Annotated in this window: 26 protein-coding genes and 1 pseudogene; 8 read left to right on the top strand and 19 right to left on the bottom strand. The window is 70.9% G+C overall.

Annotation, left to right across the window (positions count from 1 at the left end):
- Positions 1-87: 87 nt before the first annotated feature.
- Positions 88-573, top strand: a pseudogene (smpB, locus tag H4W31_RS27530) (SsrA-binding protein SmpB); the annotation flags it as partial.
- A 90-nt stretch (positions 574-663) separates the two neighbouring features.
- Complete coding sequence (locus H4W31_RS27535; protein WP_192769291.1) at positions 664-927, top strand: hypothetical protein; 264 nt, start codon at positions 664-666, stop codon at positions 925-927.
- A 96-nt stretch (positions 928-1023) separates the two neighbouring features.
- Here H4W31_RS27535 and H4W31_RS27540 read toward each other — a convergent pair whose 3' ends face one another.
- From H4W31_RS27540 to H4W31_RS27595, 12 genes are all read right to left on the bottom strand, one after another.
- Entirely contained in the window at positions 1024-2766 is a 1743-nt protein-coding gene (locus H4W31_RS27540; RefSeq protein WP_192769292.1) for a metallophosphoesterase family protein, read from the bottom strand.
- 109 nt (positions 2767-2875) lie between these two features.
- A complete protein-coding gene (locus H4W31_RS27545) occupies positions 2876-3559 on the bottom strand; it encodes a hypothetical protein (protein WP_192769293.1) in 684 nt (227 codons plus the stop codon).
- Between the two features lie 11 nt (positions 3560-3570).
- Complete coding sequence (locus H4W31_RS27550) at positions 3571-4611, bottom strand: hypothetical protein (RefSeq protein WP_192769294.1); 1041 nt, start codon at positions 4609-4611, stop codon at positions 3571-3573.
- Between the two features lie 19 nt (positions 4612-4630).
- A complete protein-coding gene (locus tag H4W31_RS27555; protein WP_192769295.1) occupies positions 4631-5941 on the bottom strand; it encodes an MCE family protein in 1311 nt (436 codons plus the stop codon).
- On the bottom strand, positions 5938-7398 hold the full coding sequence (locus H4W31_RS27560; protein WP_192769296.1) for an MCE family protein: 1461 nt from the start codon (positions 7396-7398) through the stop codon (positions 5938-5940). The genes H4W31_RS27555 and H4W31_RS27560 overlap by 4 nt, the downstream gene beginning before the upstream one ends.
- Entirely contained in the window at positions 7395-8669 is a 1275-nt protein-coding gene (locus H4W31_RS27565) for an MCE family protein (protein ID WP_192769297.1), read from the bottom strand. The genes H4W31_RS27560 and H4W31_RS27565 overlap by 4 nt, the downstream gene beginning before the upstream one ends.
- 54 nt (positions 8670-8723) lie before the next feature.
- Entirely contained in the window at positions 8724-9713 is a 990-nt protein-coding gene (locus H4W31_RS27570) for an MCE family protein (RefSeq protein WP_192769298.1), read from the bottom strand.
- On the bottom strand, positions 9710-10762 hold the full coding sequence (locus H4W31_RS27575) for an MCE family protein (RefSeq protein WP_225945713.1): 1053 nt from the start codon (positions 10760-10762) through the stop codon (positions 9710-9712). Before H4W31_RS27575 ends, H4W31_RS27570 begins: the two co-directional genes overlap by 4 nt.
- 73 nt (positions 10763-10835) lie before the next feature.
- Positions 10836-12161 carry an MCE family protein gene (locus H4W31_RS27580; RefSeq protein ID WP_225945714.1) on the bottom strand — a complete coding sequence of 442 codons (1326 nt, stop codon included), beginning with the start codon at positions 12159-12161 and terminating at the stop codon, positions 10836-10838.
- Positions 12162-12165: 4 nt separating this feature from the next.
- On the bottom strand, positions 12166-12969 hold the full coding sequence (locus tag H4W31_RS27585; protein ID WP_192769299.1) for an MlaE family ABC transporter permease: 804 nt from the start codon (positions 12967-12969) through the stop codon (positions 12166-12168).
- A 1-nt stretch (position 12970) separates the two neighbouring features.
- Positions 12971-13837 (bottom strand): MlaE family ABC transporter permease, encoded by an 867-nt coding sequence (locus tag H4W31_RS27590; protein ID WP_450091426.1) that lies wholly within the window; start codon positions 13835-13837, stop codon positions 12971-12973.
- Entirely contained in the window at positions 13834-14823 is a 990-nt protein-coding gene (locus H4W31_RS27595) for an ABC transporter ATP-binding protein (protein WP_192769300.1), read from the bottom strand. The genes H4W31_RS27590 and H4W31_RS27595 overlap by 4 nt, the downstream gene beginning before the upstream one ends.
- Before the next feature lie 216 nt (positions 14824-15039).
- On the opposite strand from H4W31_RS27595, the gene shbA reads away from it, so the two are divergent.
- The 3 genes from shbA to H4W31_RS27610 all read left to right on the top strand — a co-directional run bounded on the left by shbA (position 15040) and on the right by H4W31_RS27610 (position 17622).
- A complete protein-coding gene (shbA, locus tag H4W31_RS27600; protein WP_192769301.1) occupies positions 15040-15618 on the top strand; it encodes an RNA polymerase sigma factor ShbA in 579 nt (192 codons plus the stop codon).
- The gene (locus tag H4W31_RS27605; protein WP_192769302.1) at positions 15615-16844 is read left to right on the top strand and encodes a hypothetical protein; all 1230 of its coding nucleotides are present in this window, start codon (positions 15615-15617) and stop codon (positions 16842-16844) included. The genes shbA and H4W31_RS27605 overlap by 4 nt, the downstream gene beginning before the upstream one ends.
- Positions 16845-17406: 562 nt before the next feature.
- Positions 17407-17622: a hypothetical protein gene (locus H4W31_RS27610; RefSeq protein WP_192769303.1), complete on the top strand. Its 216-nt coding sequence runs from the start codon at positions 17407-17409 to the stop codon at positions 17620-17622.
- 610 nt (positions 17623-18232) lie between these two features.
- Here the strand turns inward: H4W31_RS27610 and H4W31_RS27615 are convergent.
- Complete coding sequence (locus H4W31_RS27615; protein WP_192769304.1) at positions 18233-18622, bottom strand: winged helix-turn-helix transcriptional regulator; 390 nt, start codon at positions 18620-18622, stop codon at positions 18233-18235.
- A gap of 75 nt (positions 18623-18697) precedes the next feature.
- Between H4W31_RS27615 and H4W31_RS27620 the strand changes: the two genes are divergently transcribed.
- Both H4W31_RS27620 and H4W31_RS27625 read left to right on the top strand, forming a co-directional pair.
- On the top strand, positions 18698-18883 hold the full coding sequence (locus tag H4W31_RS27620; RefSeq protein WP_192769305.1) for a hypothetical protein: 186 nt from the start codon (positions 18698-18700) through the stop codon (positions 18881-18883).
- Between the two features lie 62 nt (positions 18884-18945).
- Positions 18946-19596: a DsbA family oxidoreductase gene (locus H4W31_RS27625; RefSeq protein WP_192769306.1), complete on the top strand. Its 651-nt coding sequence runs from the start codon at positions 18946-18948 to the stop codon at positions 19594-19596.
- A gap of 286 nt (positions 19597-19882) precedes the next feature.
- On the opposite strand, the gene H4W31_RS27630 is transcribed toward H4W31_RS27625, so the two are convergent.
- On the bottom strand, positions 19883-20458 hold the full coding sequence (locus H4W31_RS27630) for an RICIN domain-containing protein (RefSeq protein WP_192769307.1): 576 nt from the start codon (positions 20456-20458) through the stop codon (positions 19883-19885).
- Between the two features lie 360 nt (positions 20459-20818).
- Entirely contained in the window at positions 20819-21277 is a 459-nt protein-coding gene (locus H4W31_RS27635) for a carboxymuconolactone decarboxylase family protein (protein ID WP_192769308.1), read from the bottom strand.
- Between the two features lie 154 nt (positions 21278-21431).
- Here H4W31_RS27635 and H4W31_RS27640 point away from each other — a divergent pair, with 154 nt between their 5' ends.
- A complete protein-coding gene (locus H4W31_RS27640; protein ID WP_318783436.1) occupies positions 21432-22304 on the top strand; it encodes a sigma-70 family RNA polymerase sigma factor in 873 nt (290 codons plus the stop codon).
- A 173-nt stretch (positions 22305-22477) separates the two neighbouring features.
- On the opposite strand, the gene xylB is transcribed toward H4W31_RS27640, so the two are convergent.
- From xylB to H4W31_RS27660, 4 genes are read right to left on the bottom strand one after another with little or no spacing between them, the layout of a single operon-like run.
- Positions 22478-23863, bottom strand: a complete 1386-nt coding sequence (gene xylB / locus H4W31_RS27645; protein ID WP_192769310.1) for a xylulokinase — start codon at positions 23861-23863, stop codon at positions 22478-22480.
- Positions 23860-24063: a hypothetical protein gene (locus H4W31_RS27650; RefSeq protein WP_192769311.1), complete on the bottom strand. Its 204-nt coding sequence runs from the start codon at positions 24061-24063 to the stop codon at positions 23860-23862. Before H4W31_RS27650 ends, xylB begins: the two co-directional genes overlap by 4 nt.
- Before the next feature lie 56 nt (positions 24064-24119).
- Positions 24120-24344, bottom strand: a complete 225-nt coding sequence (locus tag H4W31_RS27655; RefSeq protein WP_192769312.1) for a DUF397 domain-containing protein — start codon at positions 24342-24344, stop codon at positions 24120-24122.
- On the bottom strand, positions 24344-25210 hold the full coding sequence (locus H4W31_RS27660; RefSeq protein WP_192769313.1) for a helix-turn-helix domain-containing protein: 867 nt from the start codon (positions 25208-25210) through the stop codon (positions 24344-24346). The genes H4W31_RS27655 and H4W31_RS27660 overlap by 1 nt, the downstream gene beginning before the upstream one ends.
- Positions 25211-25728: the final 518 nt, after the last annotated feature.

Here is a 25728-nt window from a genome sequence, read left to right on the forward strand (position 1 = left end):
CACGTGAAGGGTCGGTGGCCGGTGCCACCGGCCCTTCGTCGTAGCATGGTGTGACGGCGAAGGCGACGTGATCGGGAGGCAGCCGCGTCCAGGGAAGTCGGTCGTAAGCTCATCGCCTCGAACAAGAAGGCGCGACACGATTTCGCGATCCTGAAGACGTACGAGGCGGGCCTCGCGCTGCGCGGGACAGAGGTCAAGTCCCTGCGGGCCGGCCAGGCTTCGCTGGTGGACTCCTTCGCCCAGGAGCGGGACGGGGAACTCTGGTTGTACGGGCTGCACATCGCCGAGTACGCGTACGGCACCTGGACGAACCACCAGCCCCGGCGGCTGCGGAAGCTGCTGCTCCGCCGCGTCGAGATCAACAAGATCCTGGACCGGGTACGCGATCCGGGGCTGACACTCGTGCCGCTGTCGATGTACTTCGAGAACGGCTGGGCGAAGGTCGAGCTCGGCATCGCCCGTGGCCGGCGGTCGTACGACAAGCGGCAGGCCCTCGCCGAACGGGACGCGAACCGCGAGATCGCCCGGGAGATGGGCCGCCACCTCAAGGGCATGCCGAGGCGAGACGGCTGATCGGTCTCGTCATCGATCCTCTGGTACCACGGCGGTTCCAGGTGGCCGCCGACGCGTAGCGGGCGTCGGCGGCGGGTATGGACCCATGCCATGAGCGAAGACACCAGTGATCGGGTCGAGAACCGGGCCGCCCACCTGCTGCCGGAGGAGCGGGCGGCGGGCAGCGACGACCCCAGGGAGCAGGCGGCGGCCATCCTCGCCGACTCCGACCGACGGGAGGCGGGCGGCGTCGCGGTCGCCGAGTCCGAGCGGCACTCCGTCGACTCGGCGACGGCCGACGAGGCCGCCCCCGACTCGTTTCTGGAACGGCGCACCTCGGAGCAGACGGTGACCGCGCAGGAGCCGCCGGACTGACTCCGGCCGCCCCGCCGCCGAACCGCGCCGGTGGTGTGCGGTTCAGGCTGCGGTTCACGCTGCGGTTCAGGCTGCGGCGAGGAAGCGGACGAGAGCTCAGGCGAGCGGGAACTCGTCGAACAGCACCACCGGCGAATCGGGATCCCGGGTGTCGAACCGGTACGACCGGACCACCCCGGCCGCCGAGTCCAGAATCGTGAAAACCGTGATGTCGTTACTGGCCACGTACGGCAGCGGTGCGCCGGCCGGTCCGGTCAGCGGTGCGATGGTCGGCACGATCGGTACCAGTCCGCCCGGATCACCCTGCCGGACGTAGTCCGGACCGTCCGGCAGGGTGCGCGAGACCCCGGACGACGTGTCGTACGCGCCGTAGCTGTTGCCCACGTTCGAGGTCTCCAGCCAGTTGACCCCGGCCGGGTTCCGGAACCGGTTCCACAGGTGGGCGTGCCCGTTGTGCACCAGGTGCACGCCGGTGGCGGAGAAGAGTGGTTCGAGATCGCGCAGGATGTGGTCCTCGGCGAGCGGATAGGCGTACTCGACGGAGCGGACCGCGCCGCTGTCCGGGTCGCGGCGTACGGTCGGGACCGGATCGGTGAACGGCGGTGTCGAGTTGTCGCCGAGCCCGTGACCGGGCTGGTGGAACATCACCACCCGGAACCGGGCCCGACGCGCCTGTGCGGAGGTCAGTTCCCGCTCCAGCCAGCGGTACTGCGCCGAGTCCCGGTGGACCGGCTCGAAGATGAACTGGCCGTGTCCCCACCGGGTCGGATCCGCCCGCGTGGCGGCGCCCTCGGAGAACATGCCCCGCCCCGGCGTCACGCCCGGCCGCCAGATCGTCGCCACGAAGAGCGTGATCAGGTGTACGTCGCCGATGGTCCGGGACCACCAGCGCGGCCCGCCCGCCGCACTGCGCGGGTACGGGAACAGTTCCTCGTACGTCGTGACGTCCCAGGACCGATCCGCCAGCCAGGCATCCCCGGGTGCGTCCTGCCCGGATCCGTCCCCCTCGGACCAGCGCTCCTCGGCCACTCTCCGGGGTTGCGGGTCGGTGAACTGACTCTCCAGGCTCTCCGTCTCGGACCACCGGCCCATCACCTCGTGGTTGCCGATCGCCGGATAGATCGGCGTGTGCTGGAGCAACGGGGTACCCCGGTAGGTGCGGCCGGCGATCGTGTGCTCCGCCCGCCCGGACATGCTGGCGAAGAAGGCGAGCCCGCTGTCGCAGTCGAACCAGTCGCTCGCCCGGTCCGAGACGTTGACCATGTCGCCGGCCATCAGCACCCCGTCGAGCCGGAACCCCACCGTCTCGGCGACCTTCTCCAGATTGGCCGGCGTCATCCCCTTCAGTTGGTGGTCACTGGTCAGCAGCAGCCGTACGCCCGCCTCGCCGGGTGCCGCCGCGGCGACCGAGTACGCCGCCGTGACCGTGCCCCGGCCACGATCGTCGACCGACACCACCCGGTACGGCGTACGCCCGGCGGGCAGCTCGGTGACCTGGACGAGGTGCCGGTACACCGGCCGGGGCGCCACCGCCGGGAAGTTCTGTCCGGGCACCCGTGAGTCGGCGTCCTCCCGGGTACGGGTCAGCCGGTGGGTGTCGGCCGTGAACCGCCGCCAGTCCGGCCCGGACTCCTGGTCTCCGGTCGCGGCGTCCACCGCCTGCCGTTCGGTCATCGCGGTCACCCCGGCACCGAGCAGCACGTACTGGCCCATGCCGGGCTCCTCGGTGTGCCACACGACGTACGCGCTCGACGGGCCGGGATCGAGCAGATAGGGCTCGCAGAGCAGGGGACGGCCCCCCGTCCGGTCGGCGGTTCCGGATTCGGGATCTTGCGTCATGGCAGGAGAGTCAACCAGCGCCGGATGTCGCGGCGGCACCCGGGCGGTGTCGGCACCGTCCCCGGCCCGAGATCTGCCCCGACCCGGCACCCTGACCGGGCGGGGTGGGTCAGATGGCGGTGGCCCGGAAGACCTTCCACTCCTCGCCGACCCGGCGCAGTTCGAGGACGACCCGGTTCTGGTCGACCTTCTCGCCGTCGGTGTTGACGTTGCGCCGGTACTGGTTCAGGTAGACCAGCAACTCGACCCGCTCCGGATCGGCCCGGACCACTCCGCTGGCGGACACCTCGGCGAGCACCACCGCCTGCTCGGTGACGGCGGTCGACTTCAGCGCGGACGTCGTCTCCGCGTACTCGTCGGCGAACGGGCCGGTCACGAACGCCCGACCGTTCGCCACGCTGGCGTCGAAGCTGCGGTAGTCGTAGGAGAAGATCGCCTTGGCGGCCGGGCCGGCGGTGGCCAACGCCTGACGTACCGCCGAGTCCCGCTCGCCGGTGCGGTGGTGGGCGTACCCGGCGGTGCCGGCGACACCGGTGGCCAGCACGGTGGCCACCACGAGGACGAGGTGCAGGCGGTTGCCGGCGTACCGGCGCCGGCGCGGCCCGGTACCGTCCGGCTCCGGGCCGCCGGCAGCATCCCCGGTCGGGCTCTCGCCGGCCTCGGTCGGGCTTTCTCCGGTCCCGGCCGGGTTCTCCGAGGTCCCGGCCGGGTTCTCCGAGGTCCCGGCCGGGCCTTCTCCGGTACGGCGCCGTAGGCGCAGTCGTCGGGCCAGTGCGGCGGCGGACGATCGCATGAGGGCTCCTCTCAGCCGACGAACTGTAGGCGGGACACCAGCCAGGCGCCGGAGTCACGGTCCCGGGTCAGGTCGACCTGGATGCGGTAGTGCGCGGGTCGCCCGTCGGGGGCGTGCACGTTCTTCACGGTCGCGTCCACCGCCACCAGCGCCACCGCCGAACGCAGGTTCCCGGAGACCAGGCCGGCGCGCAGCACCGTACCCGTGGACTCGACCTTGTTCTCGATGACCGCCGCACGGACCTGGGCCTGGCCCCGGGTGAACTCCTCCTTGAAGTCTCCGGCAGCGCCGGCCGTGATCCGCTGGAGGTCACTGTCCACGCTGGACGCACTGACCGAGACGAAGTTGACCGTCGTCTGCCTCGCGGCGGCCAGGGCGTGCGCCCGTGCCTGTTCCACCGCCCGGTCCTGATACCACTGGTAGCCGAGCAGACCGGCCAGGGCCAGCGCCACACAGAGCGCGGCGGCGAGTGCGACCGTGGTTCCCGGCCGTCGCTCCTGCGGTCCGGGCCGAGCAGCCGGCCGCCGAAGACGCCCGCCGAGTCGGATCCACCGTCGAAGACGGCGTCGCGGCGCGTCCGGGCCGGCCGTCAACGTCTCGTCCACGGAGTCGGAGTCGGAAGCGGCGTCGGTACCCAAAGCGTCGGCGGCAGGGGTCTCGGTGGTGGGAGTTTCGGTGGTGGGAGTTTCGGCGGTTGCCACCTTGGCGGACCGGGCCGACGATGTCGGGTCGGGACCGGCCGGCTCCTCAGGGACGATCCGCGCCTCGGAATCGATCGGCTCCTGGTCGGGATCGGCCGGCTCCTGGTCGAGCCGTTTCAGGATCGATTCCACCGGATCCCTGGGCTCCGGGACCCGACGGGTCACGGTACGGCGAGCGGGCTGTCGCCGACGGCGGGCCGGCGCCCGTATCTCGTCGGCCGGCGCCCGTACCCTGTCGGCCGGCGGTCGTGCCTCGACGCGCAGAGGCTCCAGGTCGTCGCCGCCGGAGGTCGGCTCGACGATCGGTGCGGCCTTGACCAGTTTCAACCTGCGTTCCTCGCCGGTTGGCATGGGTCGGCTCCTCGGATGATCAGGGCGCTAGGCCGGCGAGCAGGAGTTGCTTCCAGGACTGGTCACCGGCGAGCTGGTACTGCCCGCCGGTCGAGCCGAAGGTCAGCGGGGCGCCACCCGGCCCGAGGACCACGCCGGTCGCGGGGTCGTAGCCGGCGACCGGGCCACCCAGGACCGGCAGCACCGACTCGTCGTCGGTGGCGCCGGTGTCGGCGTTGTCGTCCGACTCCGGTGCCGGCGGCCGTGCCGGGTCTGGGGGAGCGGGATCGCCGCCACCGGGTCGGGGAACGTTCCCGATGCCCCGCACGTTCGAGCCGCGAGCGGTCTCCGCGCCGGTGCAGCGGGCGTTCGACCCGGCGTACACGCACGACGGGGGATCGCCGATGTTCACCACCAGCCCGAAATGCGCCGTGCCGTCCCCCGGGGCGACGGTGAAGCCGCCGTCGACCACCAGCGGGTAGACCACGAGGAGGTGTTCGATGCCGGGCAGCCGCCGGGCGGCCACCCCGTTCACCGAGACCAGGTTGCCGAGCAGGGTGCCGATCGACGGGTCCAGGTCGCGTACCAGTCTGACCAGCTCGGTCGCGGCGGGCGGTCCGTCGGCGAGGATCCGGCGCAGGTCGGGGTTGGCCGCCCGGAGCGTCGCGGCGAGCCGGGCCAGCCCGTCCGCCCAGCGCCGCAACGCGGCGGCGGACTCCTCCTGGGTACGCAGCACCGTCCGGCCGTCCCGGATCAGCGCCACCGTCTCGGGCAGCCGGGCGGTCGCCTCGGCCAACAGGTCGCCGCCGGCGTCGAGGATCCGGCGCAGCGCCTCCTCGTTGCCCTCGAACGCCACTCCCAGCTCGTCGATGACCACCGCCAGGTCGTCCGGGTCGATCGACCGGACCAGCGCGTCCAGGTTGGCCAGCAGGGTCTCCGGGGCCAGCGGTACCCCGGTCCGGTCCGGCGGGATCACCGAGCCGTTCCGCAGGTACGGGCCGTCGTCGCGCTCGGGGCGCAGGTCGACGTACTGCTCGCCGACGGCGGAGCGCTGCGACACCACCGCCCGCAGGCCGGCGGGCACCCGGACCTTTCCGTCCAGGCGCAGGTCCACCCGGACCGCACCGGCGCGCAGGGTCACCTGCTCGACCCGTCCGACCGGTACGCCCCGATAGCTGACCGACGCGTTCGGGAAGATGCCGCCGGCCTCGGCGAAGTCGGCGTGCACCAGGTAACCGGCGCCGAACAGCCGGTCGCCGAGCCCGACGTAGCGCACCGCCACGTAGCCGACCGCGAGCAGGCTCACCACGAGGAAGACCAGGACCTGTAGTCGCGCCGTACGTCCGATCATTCGAGCAGCCCCCCGCCGAGTACGTCGAGCAGCCCGCCGGTCCGCCCGTTCGTCGCCCCGTCCGGTGGCGGCAGCAGGCAGCCGGGGGTCAGGATGGTGCCCAGCGGCAGCCGGGTACCGGGTGGGAAGACGGTCCCCGGCGGCACCACACCGCCCGGTGGCAGCAACCCGCCCAGTGGCAGCAGGGATCCCGGTCCCAGCAGCTTGCACTCGGGCGGCAGTTTGCACTCCGGCAGCAGCGGCGGCAGCCAGTCCAGCGGAAGCAGGCCGCCGACCGGCAGACAGATCGCGGGCAGTACGCCGGGCAGCAGCGGCCCGATCCCGTCCGGCCGATCATCGGTCCCGCCGGGACGCTGGCCACCGCCCGACGGGTTGGACGGGTTCCGGCCGGAGCTGCCGGACCGGGATCTCGGCGGCGGCTTCGCGACCGGTTTCGCCGAGAACAGGTTGGCCAGGATGGTCGCGGCGTCCAGGTCGGCGGTCAGCGACATGTTGATGAAGTCCCCGACGATCGCACCGGTCACGTTGGGCGGGAACGGGTACGACAGCATGAAGTCCAGCGACTTCGGCAGGGCGTCACCGGCCCGGACCAACTGGTCCAGGATCGGTTGCAGGGCCCGGAGGCTGGCGACGGTGTCCTCGCGGCTCTCGACGACGACCCGGCTGCCGACCCGGCCCAACTCACCGAGCGCGGTCACCGCGTCGCTGAGCTGGTCCCGCTCCGCGGCCAGTACCCCGAGACCGGGGTCGAGTGCCGCCAGCGCGTCGCCGAGCACCGCACGTTGCCGGGACAACCGGCCGGTCAGCCGGTCGAGCGCGTCCACCGCCCGGACCAGGTCGGCCCGCTGCCGGTCGAGTCCGCCGACGAAGGCGTCCAACTGGCGCAGCGCGTCCTTGGCGGTCGACTCCCGCCCTTCCAACGCCTTCGACAGCTCCTCGTTGATCGTCTTGAGCTGGGCCAGGCCACCGCCGTTGAGCAGCAGCCCGAGCGCCGCCAGCACCTCTTCGACCTCGGCGGACCGCTTGGTCCGGGACAGCGGGATGACGGCGCCCTCGCCGAGCTGCCCGCTGGCGGACTCGGTGACCGGGGCGGCGACCGCGACGTACTTCTCGCCGAGCAGGCTGGTCTGCCGGACCGCCGCGGTGGCGTTGGCGGGCAGCCGTACCGCGCGGTCGATCCGTAGCCGGGCCCGGGCGGTCCACCCGGACAGGGAGATCTCCTCGACCGAACCCACGGTCACGTCGTTGACCTTGACGGCGGCCTGCGGCACCAGGTCGAGCACGTCGGTGAACTCCACCGTCACCCGGTACGCCGGACCGGACGGCGCGCCGCCGGGCAGCGGCAGGTCGGCCAGTTCCGGCATGCCACAGCCGCCGACCGCGACCGCCGTCGCCGTCAGCACCGCCGCCAGCGCGGCCGGCGCCGATCGACGTACCCCGGACCTGGGAGCGCTCATCGGATGCCTCGCAGGATTCCGCCGAGGGTGCGGTCGAGCGACACCTCCGGGCCCGGCGCCCCCTGGCTGGGAGCGGGGGCCGGTGGGTTCGCCCCCGACGGGCCGGGCGTCGCCGGTTTCGGGGTCGCCGGTCCGCGCTTCGTCGTGGGCGGCAGGTTGAGCAGCTTGCGCAGCTCCTCCGGCAGCGGAAGCCGTTTCAGGTTGAGGGTCTGGGCCAGTTCGAAGCAGCGCCGGGGCACCTTCGGCGCCGGCAGCAGGTCGGCCAGCACGGCGCAGACGTAGGCGGCCGGGTCGTACGGCCCCAGGATGTTGTCCCGGGTGTCCAGGGTGCCGGACCGGGCGTTGTAGCCCAGGTTCATGTTGGACAGCGCCAGCGGCGCCACGTCCAGGATCTTGATGATCGCCTTCTGCTGCCGGGCCAGCACGCCCGTGACGTCGGCCAGCGCGTCCACGTTGGACTTCAGCAGGCTCCGGTTCTGCCGGATGAACCCGGTGACGTCGGCCAGCGCGGCGGCCAGGTTCCGCAGCGCGGCGGCGAGGTCGTCCCGTTCGGCGGCGAGCTGGCCGGCGACGTCGGCGAGCTGCTGATTGAAGCTGCGTACCTGCTGGTCGCTGCGGGCCAGCGCGGTGGTGAACTGTTGCAGGTTCGCCACCGTGCCGAAGAGGTCCTGCCGCCCCTCGGCGAGGGTGGCCAGGGCCCGGGACAGCCCGTCGAGGGTGTCGTGCAGCTCCGCGCCGCTGCCGGCCAGGTTGGCCCGGCCGGTCTCGAGCAGGTCGGATAGGGCGCCGTCGGCGTTCGCGCCCGTCGGGCCGAGCGCCCGGTTGAAGTCGTCCAGCGCGCGGTAGATGTCGTCGATCTCCATCGGCGCCGCCGTCCGCCGCACCGGCAGGTCCGCCCCGTCGGGCAGCCGGTCGCCGCCGGAGTAGGCCGGGGTGAGCTGCACGTACCGGTCGCTGACCAGGCTCGGGGGGACGATCACCGCCGACGCGTCCGCCGGGATGTCGTGCTTCGCGTCGTACCGCAGCTCGATCCGGACCGTCCGTCCCTCGGGTACGACCGCGACGACCTCGCCGATCCGGACCCCGAGCACCCGTACGTCCGAGCCGACGTACACCCCGACCGCCCGGGTGAAGTGGGCGACGAGGCGCCGCTGCGGCGTACCCGGGTACGGCACGGCGACCGCCGCCGCCGCGACAACCAGCACCGCCAGTACGGCGGCGAGCAGCGCCCTCCGCCGTTTCGCCGAGCTGGGCAGGGTCGGCCGGCGCATCAGCGTCCTCCCGTCGTCGGCGACATCAGCGTCGCTCTCCCGTCGTCGGCGACATCAGCGTCGCTCTCCCGTCGTCGGCACGTACGGCTGGAGCAGTCCGCGCAGGTATGAGTCGAACCACCGCCCGTTGCCGAGCACGTTGGTGAACGAGTCGAGGAACGGCCCCATCCGCTGCAACGTGCGCTCCAGGTTGTCCCGGTTGCGTTGCAGCGTGGCCACCACCCCGCGCAACTGCCGCAGCGTCGGCTCCAGCGTGCTCCGGTTGTCGGCGACCAGTCCGGAGAGCTGGCTCGCCAGGTCCCGGGTGCCGACCAGCAGATCGTGGATCGCGTCGCGCCGCCGGCTCACCTCGGCCAGCAGCAGGGTCCCGTCCGCGACCAGTCGCCGGAACTCCTCGTCCCGGGCGGCCAGTACGTCGGTGACGTCCCGGGCCCGGCTGAGCAGTTCACGCAGCTCGGTGTCCCGGCTGGCGACCGTCCGGGACAGCCGGGAGAGCCCGTCCAGCGAGGACCGTACGTTCGCCGGGGTGTCCGCGAAGGTTTCCGACAGGGCGGTGAACGCCGTCGCCAACTGCTCGGTGTCGATCTCGTCGAAGGTGCCGGCGAGGCCGGTGACCGCCTGCATCACGTCGAACGGTGAGGCGGTGCGGGTCAACGGGATCTCGGCGTTCTCGGGCAGCCGGCCCGATCCCGCTGGAGCCAGCGCGAGGTACTTCTGCCCGAGCACCGTCTTGATCCGGATCGTCGCCCCGGTGTCCCGGCCGAGCCGTACGCCGTCGTCGTCGAGCCGGAACCGCACCCGGACGTACGGGCCGGTGTCGCCCCGCGCCAGGTCCACCTCGGTCACCTTGCCGACCCGTACCCCGGCGACCCGGACCTCGTTGCCGACGGCCAGGCCGCTGGCGTCCCGGAACGCCGCCTGGTACGGCCGGTCGCGCAGCGCCACCAGGTCGTCGAGCCGGAACGCCGCCAGCAGCACTCCGGCCAGTACGGCCAGCCCGACCGCGCCGACGACGGCGGGGTTGCGTTCCCGGAACGGCTTCATCGGGCACCTGCCGGTCCGGCGCACCGGGCTGCCGTGGAGCTGAACGTGGCCGGGTTGATACCGCCCTGACCGGCCAGGGCGACCCGACCGTCGAAGTCGCACACGAAGAAGTTGAGCCAGGATCCGTGCGAGGCGGTCCTGGTCAACGCCTCGTACCGGCCGGGCAGCCGGCCGAGCGTCCCGTCGAGCACCGCCGAGTTGCGGTTCAGGGTGCCGGCCAGTTCGCCGAGCGCGGTCACGTCGGCGGCGATCGCCGGCCGGGCGTCGGCGAGCAGTCCGGCGGTCGTGCCGGTGAGTTTGCCCAGGTTGACCAGTGCCTCGCCGATCGCCTCCCGGTCACCGGCCAGGCCGGAGACGAACTGCTGCAACGAGCGGATCGTCTGGTCGAGTTCGTCGTCCCGGTCGGCCAGGGTGGCCAGCACCGAGTTCAGGTTCGTCACCACCCGGCCGATCACCGCGTCCCGGTCGGCCAGGGTGTTGGTCAGCGAGGCGGTGTGCGCCAGCAGGCTGGAGACCGTACCGCCCTCGCCCTGGAGGACCTGGATGATCTCGTACGCCAGCTTGTTGACGTCGTCCGGAGTCAGCGCGGTGAACAGTGGCCGGAATCCGTTGAAGAGGGTGGTCAGGTCGAGCGCCGGGGTGGTCTGGGTGAGCGGGATCAGCCCGTCCGGGCGCAGTGGCGGGCCGGCGCCGGCTCCCTCGGCGAGCGCGACGTAGCGCTGGCCGATCAGGTTGCGGTACCGGATCTTCGCGAGGACGGTCGAGGTCAACGGCACCTCCTCGGTGATCGTCAGCGATACCTCGGCGACGCTGTTGTCGACGACTCGGATCTTGTCGACCCGGCCCACCCGTACTCCGGCGATCCGGACGTCGTCGCCGGGAAGCAGGCCGGTGACGTCGGTGAACCTGGCCCGGTAGTCGGTGCCGCCGAACGAGACCGAGCCGAGGGCCTGGCCGAGCAGCGCGGTGAGCAGCAGCGTCACCACGGCGAAGGCGACGAGCTTGACCAACGACGCGACCGGAACCCGGGTAAGACTCTTCATGGTCATGCCGTCTCCTCGCTTCGCTCGTCGGCGTCATGACCCGATTGGCTGAGCTGGCTGATGCCCTCGCTCCGCTCGGTCAAGGGAGGTTCACCACCGCTCCGCGTAGCAGCGGGCCCCAGAGCAGCACCGCGATGTCGGGGACCTCCACCGGCAGGGTGTTGGTGGCGGCGCCGATGATCGGTTTGATCAGGTCCTGTTCCTCGGCCGTGCCGGCGTACCCCATCGCGGGCGCGGAGCCGGTGGCGGGGCCCGACCCGGCTGCCGGTGGGATTCCGACCGGCAGCTTCACCGGACCGGGCCGGGAGCCGCCGTGGTCGTAGCCGTCATTGACCTGGACCTCCGGGGCCGGCGGCGACGGGTTGGGCAGTTCCCGGCACTGCGGACCGGTCCGCGCGCCGTACACCGGGTCGTCCCGGCCGGGCTGGTACGCCCCGTTGTCCCGGGTGACCTCCAGGGTGATGTGCATCCTGCCGTTCCGGAACACCTCCTCGACCCGGGGTTGCAGCGCCACCAGCCCACGCATCAGGCACGGATACTCCGGGGCGTAGGTGGCCAGCAGTTCCAGCACCGGCCGGGTCACCTCGCCGAACCGGATGAGCTGGTCGTCGTGCCGGTCGAGGAAGATCCGGGTCACGTCGGCGGCGTCGGTGGTGTCGGCGAGGAACGCGGCGAGCTGGGTGCGCTGGTCGGCGATGGTGGTCGCCGTGGGCACGACGTCCCGCAGGATGTCCAGCAGGTCCGGCAGTGCCGCGTCGTACGCGTCGAGGACGGCGGCGAGCCGGCGTACGTCCTCGGTGATCGTCGGCAGTTCGCGGTTCAGTTCCCTGAGGTAGCCGTCCAGCGCCTCCAGGTTCTTTCCGAGTTGCTCGCCCCGGCCGTCGAGCGCGGTGGCCAGCGCGGCCAGGGTGCTGGCCAGCTTGTCGGGTCGGATCGACTGGAGCAGCGGCAGTGCCGCGTCGAGCACCCGTTCCAGCTCGACCCCGTTGCGGCTGCGGTCCTGGCTGATCACCGCCCCGGCCCGGATCGGTCCGGCGGTGGAGTCGGGTGGGGCGAGCAGTGCGACGTACCGCTCGCCGAAGAGGGTCTTCGGCAGCAGTCGGGCGCTGACGTCGGCCGGAATCCGTCCGATCAGCGCCGGGTCGAGCGCGAGCCGGAGCCGGGCCTGGTCGCCGTCGCTGTCGATCTCGCGTACCTCGCCGACCGGCACACCACGCAGTTTCACGTCCGCGCCGGGGCTGAGCTGCATTCCGGTCGCTCCGGTGTAGAGGGTCACCCAAGCGACCGGGGTGAACACCTTGCGGTACTGGAGGACGGCGAGCGACAGCGCCGCGGCCAGTACCACCACGAAGACGACGCCGAGTACCCGCCGACCGGCGACCGATCCACGATGTTCCATGCTCATCCGTTCACCCCGCGATCCGGACGGTCGTGGTCGCGCCCCAGATGGCCAGCGACAGGAAGAAGTCGACGATGTTGACCGAGACGATCGCCGTGCGTACGGCGCGGCCGACGGCCACTCCGACGCCGGCCGGTCCGCCGCTGGCGGTGTAGCCGTAGTAGCAGTGCACCAGGACGACTATCAGGCTGAACACCATCACCTTGCCGAACGACCAGAGCACGTCCACCGGAGGCAGGAAGAGGTGGAAGTAGTAGTCGTAGGTGCCCGCCGACTGTCCGAAGTAGAAGATTGCGATGGTCCGGGTGGCGAGGTAGCTGGAGAGCAGGCCGAGCACGTACAGCGGGATGACCGCGACGAAGCCGGCGATCATGCGGGTGGTGACCAGGAACGGCAGCGACGGTACGCCCATCACCTCCAGGGCGTCGACCTCCTCGGAGATCCGCATCGCCCCGAGCTGGGCGGTGAACCCGCACCCCACCGTCGCCGACAGCGCCAGCGCGGCGACCAGTGGCGCGATCTCCCGGGTGTTGAAGTACGCCGAGACGAAACCGGTGAAGGCGCTGCTGCCGAGCTGGTTGAGCGCCTGGTAGCCCTGTAGCCCGACCTCCGTGCCGGTGAAGAAGGTCAGGAAGCAGATCACCCCGACCGTGCCACCGGTCACCGCCAGCGCGCCCCGACCGAAGCTGATCTCGGCCAGCAGGCGGACCACCTCGCGCTTGTACCGGCGCAGCGTGCGCGGCGCCCAGGCGAACGCGCGCAGGTAGAAGGCGAGTTGCCCGCCCAGGTCGTCGAGGGTACGCAGTACCGGCATCTCACATCCCCCGCTGCGGTACGAGTTGGAAGTAGACCGCGGTGATGACGAAGTTCAGCGCGAAGAGCAGCATGAATGTGATCACCACGCTCTGGTTGACCGCGTCGCCGACCCCCTTCGGCCCGCCCTTCGCGGTCATCCCGTGGTACGACGCCACCAGCGCCGCGACCGCACCGAACAGCAGCGCCTTCACCTCCCCGACGATCAGGTCCGGAAACTGGCCCAGGGCCTCGAAACTGGCCAGGTACGCGCCCGGGGTGCCGCCCTGGAGGACCACGTTGAAGAAGTAGCCGCCGGCCACGCCGACGACGCTGACCAGCCCGTTGAGCAGTACGGCGACCAGCATCGAGGCCACGATCCGGGGTACGACCAGCCGGTGCACCGGATCGATCCCGAGTACCTCCATCGCGTCCAGTTCCTCGCGGATCTTCCGGGCGCCCAGGTCGGCGCAGATCGCCGAACCACCGGCACCGGCGATGATCAGCGCTGTCACGATCGGGCTGGCCTCGCGTACCACCGCGAGCACGGAGGCGGCACCGGTGAACGACTGGGCGCCGAGCTGACGTACCAGGGAACCGAGTTGCAGCGCGATCACCGCGCCGAACGGGATCGCCACCAGCGCCGCCGGCAGGATCGACACCGAGCTGATGAACCAGGCCTGCTGCACGAACTCCCGGACCTGGAAGGGACGCCGGAACATGCTGCGCAGCGCGTCCAGGCAGAACGCGAAGAAGTGCCCGGGGCCGCGCAGCCCGGCGGCGAACCGGCCGCCCGCCCACTCTCCGCCCGCCGCCGGCCCGGCCATCGTCGGCCCGTCCGCCGCCGGCCCGGCCGTGGTGGGCTCGTCCGCCCTCGGCTCGCCGCTCACCGCAGCACCTCGTCGGGTTGCCACCCGCCGGGTTGCCAGGCGCTGCCGTCCGCGTTCCGGAACGATCCGGTCGGCGGGTCGACGCCGTGCTCCGCGCACCACTGCCCGGGTGGTTGCTCCGCCCGTCGGGGACGCCCGTCGGAGGGGCGGAGTTGCAGCGGGATCGGCGGCAGTGGTGGGAGTTCCACCCCGGCCTCGGCCTCGGCCCGCAACTCGTCGGAGTCCTTCTCCTCGGCCATCCCGATCGGACCGATCCGCTGTGCGTTGAGAAACTGCCGGACCACCGGCTCGGTGCTGGAGAGCAGCATCTCGCGCGGCCCGAACATGGCCAGGTGGCCGTGGTAGATCAGCCCGATGTTGTCCGGCACCGTACGCGCGGTGTTGATGTCGTGCGTGACGATCAGGAAGGTCGCCCCGGTCTGCTGGTTGAGGTCGATGATGAGTTGGTTGAGGTACGCGGTGCGGACCGGGTCGAGTCCGGAGTCGGGCTCGTCGAAGAGGATGATCCGGGGGTCCAGCACCAGGGCCCGGGCCAGCCCGGCCCGTTTACGCATGCCGCCGGAAATCTGACCCGGCAGTTTCCGCTCCGCGCCGAGCAGCCCGACCATCTCCAGTTTCTCGTGCACCAAGGCCCTGATCTGGGACTCCGACTTGCGGGTGTGCTCACGCAGCGGAAAGGCGACGTTGTCGTAGATGCTCATCGAGCCGAACAGTGCGCCGTCCTGGAACAGCACGCCGAAGAGCTTGCGGACCTCGTACAGGGCGCGTTCGGAGAGCCGGGGGAGATTCTGGTCCTCGATCCAGATCGCGCCCCGGTCGGGCTTCAGCAGTCCGACGAGCGTCTTGAGGAACACCGACTTGCCGGTGCCGGACGGGCCGAGCAACACCGAGATCTCGCCGGCCGGCAGGGTCAGACTCACGTCGGACCAGACCGGCTGACCGCCGAAGGACTTGGTCAGCCCTTCGACGCGCACCTCGACGCCCATCCGTGCTCCCGCCCGCCGCACTCCGCTGGACGTCTCCGTCCACCGCCGTCTGTGGTGGACATCGCGCCAACCCCGTCCGGCGTAACAGCGATAGCGGGTAATTCTTCGATTACTTTGTGTTCTGTGGTCGGTGGTCCGGACCCCAGCGGTGGTGTGAACTCCAGGGTGCCGATACGGTGCGGTCAACCCACCGGTAACGAAGGTGCAGCCGCATAGATGACCGCAGCACCCGAGACAGATCTCGTCGCTCGGGCCGCCCGTCGCGACCCCGAGGCGACGGCGACGCTGCTCGCCGAGGTCCGCCCCGGTCTGGTCCGATACTGTCGGGCCCGGCTGGGCCGCATCGGCGGCGCGTACGCCACCGCCGACGACGTGGCCCAGGAGGTGTGCCTGGCCGTGCTGCGCGCGTTGCCGCGCTACCGCGACGAGGGCCGCCCGTTCTCCGCCTTCCTGTACGGGATCGCCGCGCACAAGGTCGCCGACGCCCAGCGGGCCGCCATCCGGGACTCCGCCGTCACGGCACCTGCCGCACTGCCCGACGGCCCGGACGCCGATCCCGGCCCCGAGCAGCGGGCCGTCGCGACCGATCTCGCGCGCCGGCTCTCCGCGTTGCTGGCCCGGCTGACCGAGGTGCAGCGGGAGATCGTCCTGCTCCGGGTGGCGGTCGGGCTGACCGCCGACGAGGTGGGCGTCATCGTGGGGATGTCGGCCGCCGCCGTCCGGGTGACCCAGTCGCGTGCCCTCGCCCGGCTGCGCGCGCTCGCCGGCACCGCCCTGGACGAGGTCGCCGCATGAGTAACCTGCGGGACGGTGCAGAACGAGGCGACGGCGTGGGGGAGCGGAGCGGTGACGTGACCGGACGGGACGGTGACCTGGCCCGGCCGGGCCGCACCCCGGCCGAGCTGTTGCCGGAGAACCCGGAGCTGGTCGAGCCGTTGCCGGAAGACCCGGATCTGGTCGAGCCGTTGTCGGATCTGGCCGGGCCCGGGGAGCGGCTGCCGGACGAGTCGGTGGGCCCGGACGGCAGTGCCGGGGACCTGGTCGGAATCGCGTTGATCGAGCCGGATTTGGCCGTACTCGTCGCCGACGACCTGCTGCTCGACGCCCTGGGCCGGGGCGAGGCGGCGCCGGCCGACGACCCGCTCGCCGCGCTGCTGGCGGCCTGGCAGACGGACCTCGACGCCGAGCAGCCGGCCGGCCCGGTCGACGATCCCGCGGTGGTCCGGACGATGCCGTCCTCGGTGGCCTCCCGCCGTCCGGGAACGCCGACCGGAGCCCCTTCCGGCCGAGCCTCCGCGGCGGACAGGACGCCGACCCGGGTACGCCCACCTCGACCGGGGCCGCCCGAGGGTCCCGGCCGGCCCGGTCGACTCCGCCCCGATCCGCCGCGACCCGTGCCGGGGCTCCGACCTCGGCGGAAAGGGCTGTTCCGGCGACTGGCGCTCGCCGCCGTGGTCGTGATCGTCGCCACCGCCCTGCTGGGGCTCGGCGTCAACCGGGCGGGGCCGACGAGTCCGTTGTGGCCGATCGCGTCAGCGGTCTATCCCGACCGGTCGGCCGTCCGCGTCGTCGAGCACACGCTCACGCTCGCCGAGGACGCCGTGGCCGCAGGCCGGTACGACGACGCACGTCAGCGGCTGGACCAGGCTCTCGCCCAGGTCGCGGAGGTACGTCATCCGGCACCGGCGGAACGCCTGCGGGCCGACATCGAACGGATCCGGCGCGGGCTGCCCGGTACGGGGCCGGACGAGGTGGAGCCGGACGGGAGTACGACGTCGGGCGCTGTCCCGGCCGTACCCGTGCCGGCGACCTCACCTCCGGGTGGCCGTCCGACGCCGACGCGTACGCCGGCCGGAGTCGAGTCCTCGGCCGGGCGGCCACCCGCTGCCTCGGATCCGCCGGTCAATCCGTCACCCCGGCAGTTGCTGCCGTTGCCCGTACCGGTGCTGCCGTCGTTGCTGCCCTCGGGGCTTCCGGTGCTGCCGAGCGGCGGTTGCCTGCTGATCTGCCCACGGGACTGAACAGCCGAGATGAGTGCACTCTAAAAATCGCCCTCACAACGCGCAGCCCCGTCTAGAGACCTTTCGGGTTGGGGTCTGTGTCTGGTCCACCTTGAAGCTTTCGGGTGATCGTCTCGGCAGGGGTGTCGAGTTGTGCTGATCGCATGTGGTACGGCGGTGGCGTGGACCAGGTAGAACGTGGACGACAGGGCGGGTGCGGCGGTCGCTCGGGTCCGGCGGTGGCCAACAACTGGAAGCGGAGTTGGAGTTCGGCGAGCGACAACGCGCCAGTACTTGCGTGTAGGGGAATCCTCCGCGTTGCGACCTGCGAGTGGTGACTGCAGCCGGCAACACGGCCGGCAGGTAGCTCGCCGACTGACCGGCGAGCAGCGCGGCCAAGCCGAAGAGGGTGCGATCGCGTGCCGGAGCGGCCCAGTCTGCGGCCCGTACGACCAGAAACGGGAGCAAGACGGAGTCGATGGCCGCCACCTGTCATCCGGGCTCTCGAGGCAGGCGGGTTGTGGTGAGTGCATCGTTGGGTGATGTCCGGCAAGCTTTGCTTCCAAGGCTTAGGTTGCACGCTATGAATAGACGAGCGCAGATCGGCTATCTGTTGGTCATCGTCGGCTTGGCGGTGGCCGGGTTCTTCCTGGAGGTTCTGCCCTGGTGGGGGCTCATCCTGATTGGCGTGATCGCCATGCTGCCGGTGGTCGTGGCCGACTGGGTTGTCTCGGCCCGTCGGAAGAAGCGCAGCGTCATCCAGCCGGACGAGTCTTGCCGCCGTCCCATCAGCCACTGACGCGCACCCGAGCATCGAGCCTGTCCTGGGTGACATAGCGAAGGTGCTACAAGTCTCGATCGCCGAGTTGAATGCGCCGCTAGTTCCGCCGATTACGGCTGGCTTGTCGGCCACAATCCTCGGCGAACGAGGCGATCAAGGTAGTCGAGCAGCCTGACCTCGCTGCGAACGAGCCTCTCACGCTCGGGCCTCGGCAGATCGGCAAGCAGGTCCGGAAAGTGTTCATGCTGCGGTACAAACACCAGGGAACCAGAGTAATCGCGGCAGTTCGAGCACCACACCAGTCCAATGCAGCGCTCGTTGAGGCTGTCGCCGGAGGACGCGTGGAAGCGGTACCTGTGGGAGTAGGTTTCACCGGCACACGCGGCGGCACCACCATCATGGACCCCGTGAATCGTGCTGACCTTTGACCATGACCACTTGGCAGATGCGCGCCCCATGACCCTTATTCTTCCCTGGCCAAAACGTCCCCACCGCCATCCGGATCTGGTAGCCGCCGTCCGTGCGCGCTGCCCCAGCCGTAGTCGTCACGCTTCGTAACCGGGTTGCCGTGCCGGTCGACATCCGGAACTGACGCAGCCGTTGCCCGCCCGGTATGGCCCGGTCCGGTTCAGCCGGCGGCGGCGTCCTGGTCGTGCCGCTGGCGCGCCGCCCGGATGTCGTCTCGGTGTGTGCTGGCCCACTCGTCCAGGGCGATGAGGGGGACGAGCAGGGTCCGGCCGAGGTCGGTCAGCTCGTAGTCGACCCGGGGTGGCACGCTCGCGTGCGCCGTACGGCTGACCAGGCCGTCGCGGACCAGGGCACGAAGGGTCAGCGTCAACATGCGTTGGCTGATCCCGTCGATGGCGCGGTGCAGTTCGGTGAAGCGGTGCGTACGCCGACCGAGGAGCACCACGATCGACACGCTCCACTTGTCGCCCACCCGGTCCAGCACCTCACGAACCGGGCAGTCGCCGTCCGCGTCCGGGGTGAAGGGAACACGGGTGTTCGTAGCTGACATGTATGTGCCTCCTGACGGTCGTTTCCATGCTGACGCATAATTGGGCTACGAACAATTAGTAACTAAGGAGACCTGATGAGTGCGTCCAGTCCGGAAGGGGAGTTGACGGCGGAGCAACGGGACATTCCGGTCGAGAGTTCGCCGGTCGATCTGTCGCCGGCCGCCGTGTCGCCGGCTGCGACGCCGCTTCCGGCGGTCTCCGGCCTGGTGTTCCTGGGCGCCGAGGACGCGCAGGTGTGCGCGGACGGCACCTGCCTGTGAGCGCGTCCGGTGAGCGTTCGGTGAGTGGTTCGATGAGTGGTTCTGTGAGCGAGGAGATAGCGGTGAGAGTCGAAGTCTGGTCCGACGTCGTCTGCCCGTGGTGCTACATCGGCAAGCGGCGGCTGGAGACGGCGCTCGCGCAGTTCGAGCACGCCGACGAGGTAGAGGTGGTCTGGCGCAGCTTCCAACTGGACCCGACGTACCCGAAGGGCGACCCGCAGCCGGTGCACGAGCAGTTGCAGAAGAAGTTCGGCGGGTCGCTCGGCCAGGTCCGCGCGATGACCGACCATGTGACGGCGCTGGCCGCCGAGGAGGGTCTGACGTACGACCTCGGGCGGTCGATCATGGTCAACACCGTTGACGCCCATCGGGTCACCCACCTGGCGAAGGCGCACGGGTTGGGTGGGGAGATGCACGAGCGGCTGCTCCGGGCGCAGTTGGTGGAGGGCGAGACGCTCGACGACGCCGAGACGCTCGTCCGACTCGGCGCCGAGGTAGGGGTGCCGGCCGACGAGGCCCGCCGGGTACTGGCCGGTGACGAGTACGCCGGGGAGTTCGCCGAGGATGTCCGGGAGGCGCGGGCGCTCGGTGTGACCGGTGTCCCGTTCTTCGTGCTCGACCGGAAGTACGGCATCTCCGGAGCACAGCCGGCCGAGGCGTTCCTGTCCGCGCTGCGTACGGCGCACGGCGAGGCGCGTACGCCGGCCGGCTGAGTCGTCTAACCGCTGTCCTACCGCGCGGAAGAACCCGGGCGTCGGGACGAGGGGCGTTCCTGGCGGGTCACTTCCTGGTGCCCCGTCGGTGCAGGAGAGCCCAGATCGTGCCGGCCCCGGCAGCCGCGAGCGGCAGCAGCAAGCAGAGGACAGCTACGAACAGATGCCACGGTCTGATAGCGCCCATGGCGGGCGACAGTAGTTGTCGATCGTAATTTCCGCTGTCCCGGGTCCCGGCTTCTGCCAGTGACCCGGGACAGCAGTTTTGTTCGGTTCGGCAACGGGTTCAGTTGGCCAGGGACCAGTTCTGGTTGGTCCAGCCGTTGCAGGCCCACAACTGCACCCGCGAGCCGTTGGCGGGGATGGTGGTCCGATCGCCGTCGAGGCACTGGCGGCCGTAGTAGTTCCGGAACTGCGCGCCGTTCCAGATCCAGACCTGGTTGGTCCAGCCGTTGCAGGCCCACAACTGCACCCGCGAGCCGTTGGCCGGAATGGTGTTCCGGTCACCGTCGAGGCACTGGCCGCCATAGTAGTTCTGAATCCGGTAGTAGCCGACCGGATATCCACTCGCCGACGTGAGAATCCAGCCCTGGTTGGTCCAGCGGTTGCAGGCCCACAACTGGACCTTCGAGCCGTTGGCCGGAATGGTGGTGCGGTCACCGTCGAGGCACTGGCCGTAATGGCCGTTGCGGACGTACTGGAAGAAGTAGCTGGCCTGGATCCCGGACCTGGATTCGGTCGCGCCGGCCTTGGGAAGCTGGGACAGGTCGGTCAGCGTCAGGGTGACCGCGCTGGTCGACGCCGGATCCGTCACCTCGGCTCCCGATCGACCCGGTGCGGCGTACGCGGTGCCGGCGGTCATGGCCAGTACCACGCCGATCGCCGTGAGCGTTACAGTGAGCCGGCGGCCGAGGCGGCGTCTGGCACCAGCCTCCGAATGGTGTGACAACGGTTTCATATTCGTTCCCCGATCTGTTGCTGGTTCCGTGCCGTGCATGCACTGTCGAATGTCGACGACGGTAGCCAGAAATCGGGTGGGGGGCTGTCGCCAAAGGGACTGAGCTGGCAGTCGGCTTATGGCCGGAAATACTGAAACAATTTCGAGATGACCGCGTTCCTTTTCGGGTTCAGCCGTCGATGTCGGATGGCGGTGCTTCTCAGGTGACGACGAGGTCGCCGCCACCTGAGAAGCGTTCGGCTACCGGGCGCAGGGGTGCTGCGGTCAGCCCCAGTTCTGCGGAGCGAGTTGCCGGGTCGTGGCGTTGATCCGGTTGAAGAGGTTGGTGGTGGCGATCCATAGCACCAGCGCCGCGAGTTCCTTCTCGTTGAAGTGCCGGGCCGCGTCGGCCCAGATCTCGTCCGGTACCGGGTCCGGCCGGTCGGCCAGCCGGGTGGCCGCCTCGGCGAGGGCGAGTGCGGCCCGTTCGGCGTCGGTGAAGTACGGCGTCTCCCGCCAGACCGCCACCGCGAACAGCCGCTCGTCGGTCTCGCCGTTCTTCTTGGCGCTCCGGGCGCCACCGTCCACGCACGCGCTGCACCCGTTGATCTGGCTGGCTCGCAGGTGTACGAGTTCCAGCGTCGAGGCGGGCACCCCGGCCGAGTGGCTCTCCTTGTAGAGGATGTTGACGGCCTTGACCGCCTCGGGCAGGAGCGCTGCCGGGTTGTTGATCCGTGCCTGCATGACTGTCTCCTTCTGGATCCTGGTGAGGGCCGGTGTGTCGCCGTCACATCCGCGCCGTTGTGTTCGTCGCTGCTGTGACGGACCGGGGCGGGGGCTTGTGACAAAAGTGGTATGGCTCACAAATGCGGATGAAGATGCGAAGCGAGGGTGCTGGGTGAGTGAGAAGGACGTGCTGGCCGAGCGGTTCGAGGCGAACCGGTCGAAGCTGCGGGCGGTGGCCTACCGGATGCTCGGCTCGACCGCCGAGGCCGACGACGCGGTCCAGGAGGCGTGGCTGCGGCTGAGCCGTACCGACACGACCGGGGTCGACAATCTCGCCGCCTGGTTGACCACCGTCGTCGGCCGGATCTGCCTGGACATGCTCCGGTCACGCGGGTCGCGGCACGAGGAATCGCTCGACGCCCGTACGGTCGAACCGGTCGCGACCGCCGATCGGACCGACCCGGAGCAGCAGGCGCTGCTGGCCGACTCGGTCGGTCTCGCGCTGCTCGTCGTCCTGGAGACCCTGAACCCGATCGAGCGGCTCGCCTTCGTACTGCACGACATGTTCGCCGTCTCCTTCGACGAGATCGCCCCGATCGTGGGGCGCAGCCCCGCCGCGGCGCGGCAGCTCGCCAGCCGGGCGCGCCGCCGGATCCAGGCCGACGCCGCGACCCCGGAGGCCGACGTGTCGCGCCAGCGGGCGATCGTCGACGCGTTCCTGACCGCCGCCCGGGGCGGCGAGTTCAGTACCCTGCTCACCCTGCTCGACCCGGACGTTGTCGTACGGGCCGACGGCGCCGCCGTCCGGATGGGCGCCACCGCCGGGGTACGGGGCTCGGAGGCCGTCGCCGGCTTCTTCGCCGGCCGGGCTCCATCCGCACGGCTGGCCCTCATCGACGGCGCTCCGGGTGCCGTGGTGGTGCGGGGCGGCCAGACCCGGATCGCCGTCAGCTTCATCGTCACCGAGGGCCGGATCATCGGTCTCGACGTGGTTGCCGACCCCGAACAGTTGGGCGAACTCGACATCGCGCTGGTGGACGGCTGACCGGCCACCGCCGCCGTAGCCACCGCGGCGGCGCGGAAGGTGTGCACCAGCTGACCGGAGACTGGCTGGCCCAGCGGCGGGGACGAAGAAGCGTTACGCGGGTGGTGGGGGTGCGGCGCCGGGTACTGGGTGGGGACCCGCCGCCGCGTTCGACCCGCCGCGCTCCGTCGGCGTTACGTCAGCAGCCGTAGCGCCCGTTGGCGGACGTCGACGTAGCGCTCGTGCACCTCCGGGGTACCGGCGGCGGCGACCTCCTCGGCCGCGACCGGCCACTGTGGCGGCTCGGCACCGCCGGAGAGCGCCCAGGCCGCCTGACGCGCCGCGCCGAGCGCGACGTACTCGACGGGGCTCGGCACGCTCACCGGCGCGTCGAACAGCGCCGGCGCGACCGCCCGTACCGCGCGGGACTTGGCCGCGCCGCCGATCAGCAGCACCCGGTTGACCGGGGTGCCCTGGGCGCGGAGCGCGTCGAGGGCGTCGGCGAGGCCGCCGAGCATGCCCTCCACCGCGGCCCGCGCCAGGTTCGCCGCCGACGCGTTCGCCCGGGTCAGCCCGGCGAGCAGACCGCGCGCGTCGGGCAGGTTGGGGGTACGTTCCCCGTCCAGGTACGGCAGGAGCGTCAACCCGCCCGCGCCCGGCGGAGCCGAGAGCGCCAACTCGTCGAACTCGGCCAGCGACCGTCCCAGCAGGTCGGCGACCGTGCCCAGCACCCGGGCCGCGTTGAGCGTGCACACCAGCGGCAGGAACCGGCCGGTCGCGTCGGCGTAGCCGGCCACCAGCCCGCTCGCGTCGGCGATCGGGACCTCACTCACCCCGAACGCACACCCCGAGGTACCCAGCGACACCACCACGTCGCCGGGCCGCAGGCCGACGCCGAGCGCCGCGCCCATGGTGTCACCGGTGCCGGCCGCGAGAAGCGCACCGGACGCGGTCTCGCCGACCGTCTCGGCGGGCCCGGCGACCCGGGGCACCGCCAGGTCCCGGCCGAAGGCGAGCTTCAGCAGGTCCCGGCGGTACTCCCCGGTCGCCGGCGACCAGTACCCGGTACCGGAGGCTTCGCCACGGTCGGTCGTCGGCTCTCCCCCGTCCGCGCGCAGCCGATGGGTGAGCCAGTCGTGCGGCAGCAGCACGGTGCTGGTCCGGGCCGCGAGTTCCGGCTCGGCGCGGGCGAACCAGCGCAGCTTGGTGACCGTGAAGCTGGCCACCGGCACCAGCCCGACCGCGTCGGCCCACGCCTGCGGGCCGCCGAACTCGCCGGCGAGGTCGACCGCGGCGCGCGCCGAGCGGGTGTCGTTCCACAGCAGGGCGGGACGCACCACCTCGCCGGCCTCGTCGAGGCACACCATGCCCTGCTGCTGCCCGCCGACGCCGATCGCGGCGACACCGTCCAGCAGCCCGGCGCTGGCCTGCTCGTACGCGGCCCACCACAGCCGCGGATCGACCTCGGTACCGTCGGGGTGTGCGGCGCGGCCCTCGCGGAGCACCTCGCCGGTGTCCGCGTCGCACACCACGACCTTGGTCGACTGGGTGGACGTGTCGACCCCGGCAACCAGAGTCATCGCACGCCCAGCAGGTGTTGCATGGCCAGTTGGTCGAGGCGCTCGAACGTTGTGCCGGTGGCCGTCAGGCTGTCCATCTCGATCTCCTCCGCGCGGATGTCGGCCAGGGTCTCGCCGGCCGCGAGCGTCGGCTCGCGCAATTGTGGCACCCGAGCCGACGCCTGTGCCCCGACGACCTCCGGGTCGGCGCGGTACGCCACGGCCGTCTCCTTGGGGATCAGATGGCCGACCGCAGACCTCGCCCGGGAGCGGGCGGTCAGGCGGGCGGGGTGAAGTCGAACTCGCCGTCCTTGGCACCGGCCAGGAACGCGTCCCACTCCGCGCGGGTGTAGACGATCGTCGCCGCGTCCGGGGCCTTGCTGTGCCGTACGGCGACTCGGCCGGAGCCGTCCAGCACCGGACCGGCCTCGACACAGCTTCCGCCGTTGCTGTTGCTTCTGGTGCTGATGTGCCAGGCCACCGCCGGCAGAAACTCGTCCATCACAGCTCCTCCGCGATCGTCGCGATCAGCTTTGCCGACCCGGACGGGTCGAGTGCGATGTGCTGCAACTGAGCGTACGCCTCCGCGTACCGCTTGGACTTCGGCGATTCCATGAAGAGCCGGCCGCCGAGGGTCTCGGCGTAGGCGACCTCGGGATTGGGCTTCGGCATTCTGAACACGACGAACGAGCCGTCCAGGCCGGGGTGCAGGCCGACGGTGGCGGGCAGGATCCGGACGTCCACGTTGGGGCGGCGGAGCAACTCGCCGAGGTGCTTCAGTTGGCCGCGCATCAGGGCCGGGCCACCGACCGGGCGGCGCAGCACGCTCTCGTCCAGCACCGCCGAGATTGTGACGCCGAACTCCGGCTCCAGCACCCGCTGCCGATCCAGTCGCAACTGCATCCACTTGCCGACCGAGAACGGGGTGGCCCGCCTACCCTCGGCGTTGCGGATCACCGCCTCGGCGTACTCCGGGATCTGCATCAGTCCCGGCATCAGCATCGCGTCGAACGAGCAGATCTGCTCCGCCCGGGTCTCCAGCCATGGGAAGTCGATGAACGAGGAGTCGACGATCTCGTCGTAGTCGTCGTCCCACCGGTCGGTCCGCCAGGCGTCCTCGGCAAGCTGGATGAAGTGCGCCCGGGTACGCGGATCGTGCTCGCCGTAGAGGTCGAGCAGGGAGACGACGACCCCGCGCCGGAACGGCCATTCGGCGCGCTCCCAACGGGCGACCGAAGAGAAATCGCGTTCCAGGAACTCGGCGGCCCGCTTCAGGGTGAACCCGCGCTGCTCGCGCAGTTCCCGCATCTGCTGACCGAGCCACTGGGCGCGCAACGTCTGCACAAAGGATTCACTTTTCGTCGGCATACTCCACCTCTCGGACGCGTTGGATCCCAGCCAGGGAATTGGTGTCTCTTGCACCAAGACCGGAGCCACTGGAAACGTGGTCTCCGGATGAAGGGTGATCACCGGCCCCCGGGAAAATCCGGTGCAAGCACGGCAACCGCGGCTGGGCCAACAGCCGAGAAGGTGACGAGGACGGGCGTCGCGGGTGGCAGCCGCACTACCGGACCTCGTCGGGTCTCAACTGGAGCATCGGGATCCTCGTGGACCCCGGCTCCGAACCGACTTGTCGAATACTTATCACGGAAAGGCGCCATCGCGCGACCCTGCGCTTTACTCAACCCACCGGTTTCCGCCCCGAAACTGCTCTGGTGCCGTACTCGCCGAGGGAGGCTGCGGTGTCAGGGCGGGGCGATCCGGCCCGGATCCGGCAATCGGGCCGGGTCGCCCCATCCAGAAGACGGGCAGATCATGTGAGAGGAATCAGCCGTGGACCCAGTTCCCCGAACGAGAACAGTCGGAAGCTTCGCTCCGGAACGGCG

The sequence above is a fragment of the Plantactinospora soyae genome (assembly GCF_014874095.1).
GTDB lineage: Bacteria > Actinomycetota > Actinomycetes > Mycobacteriales > Micromonosporaceae > Plantactinospora > Plantactinospora soyae.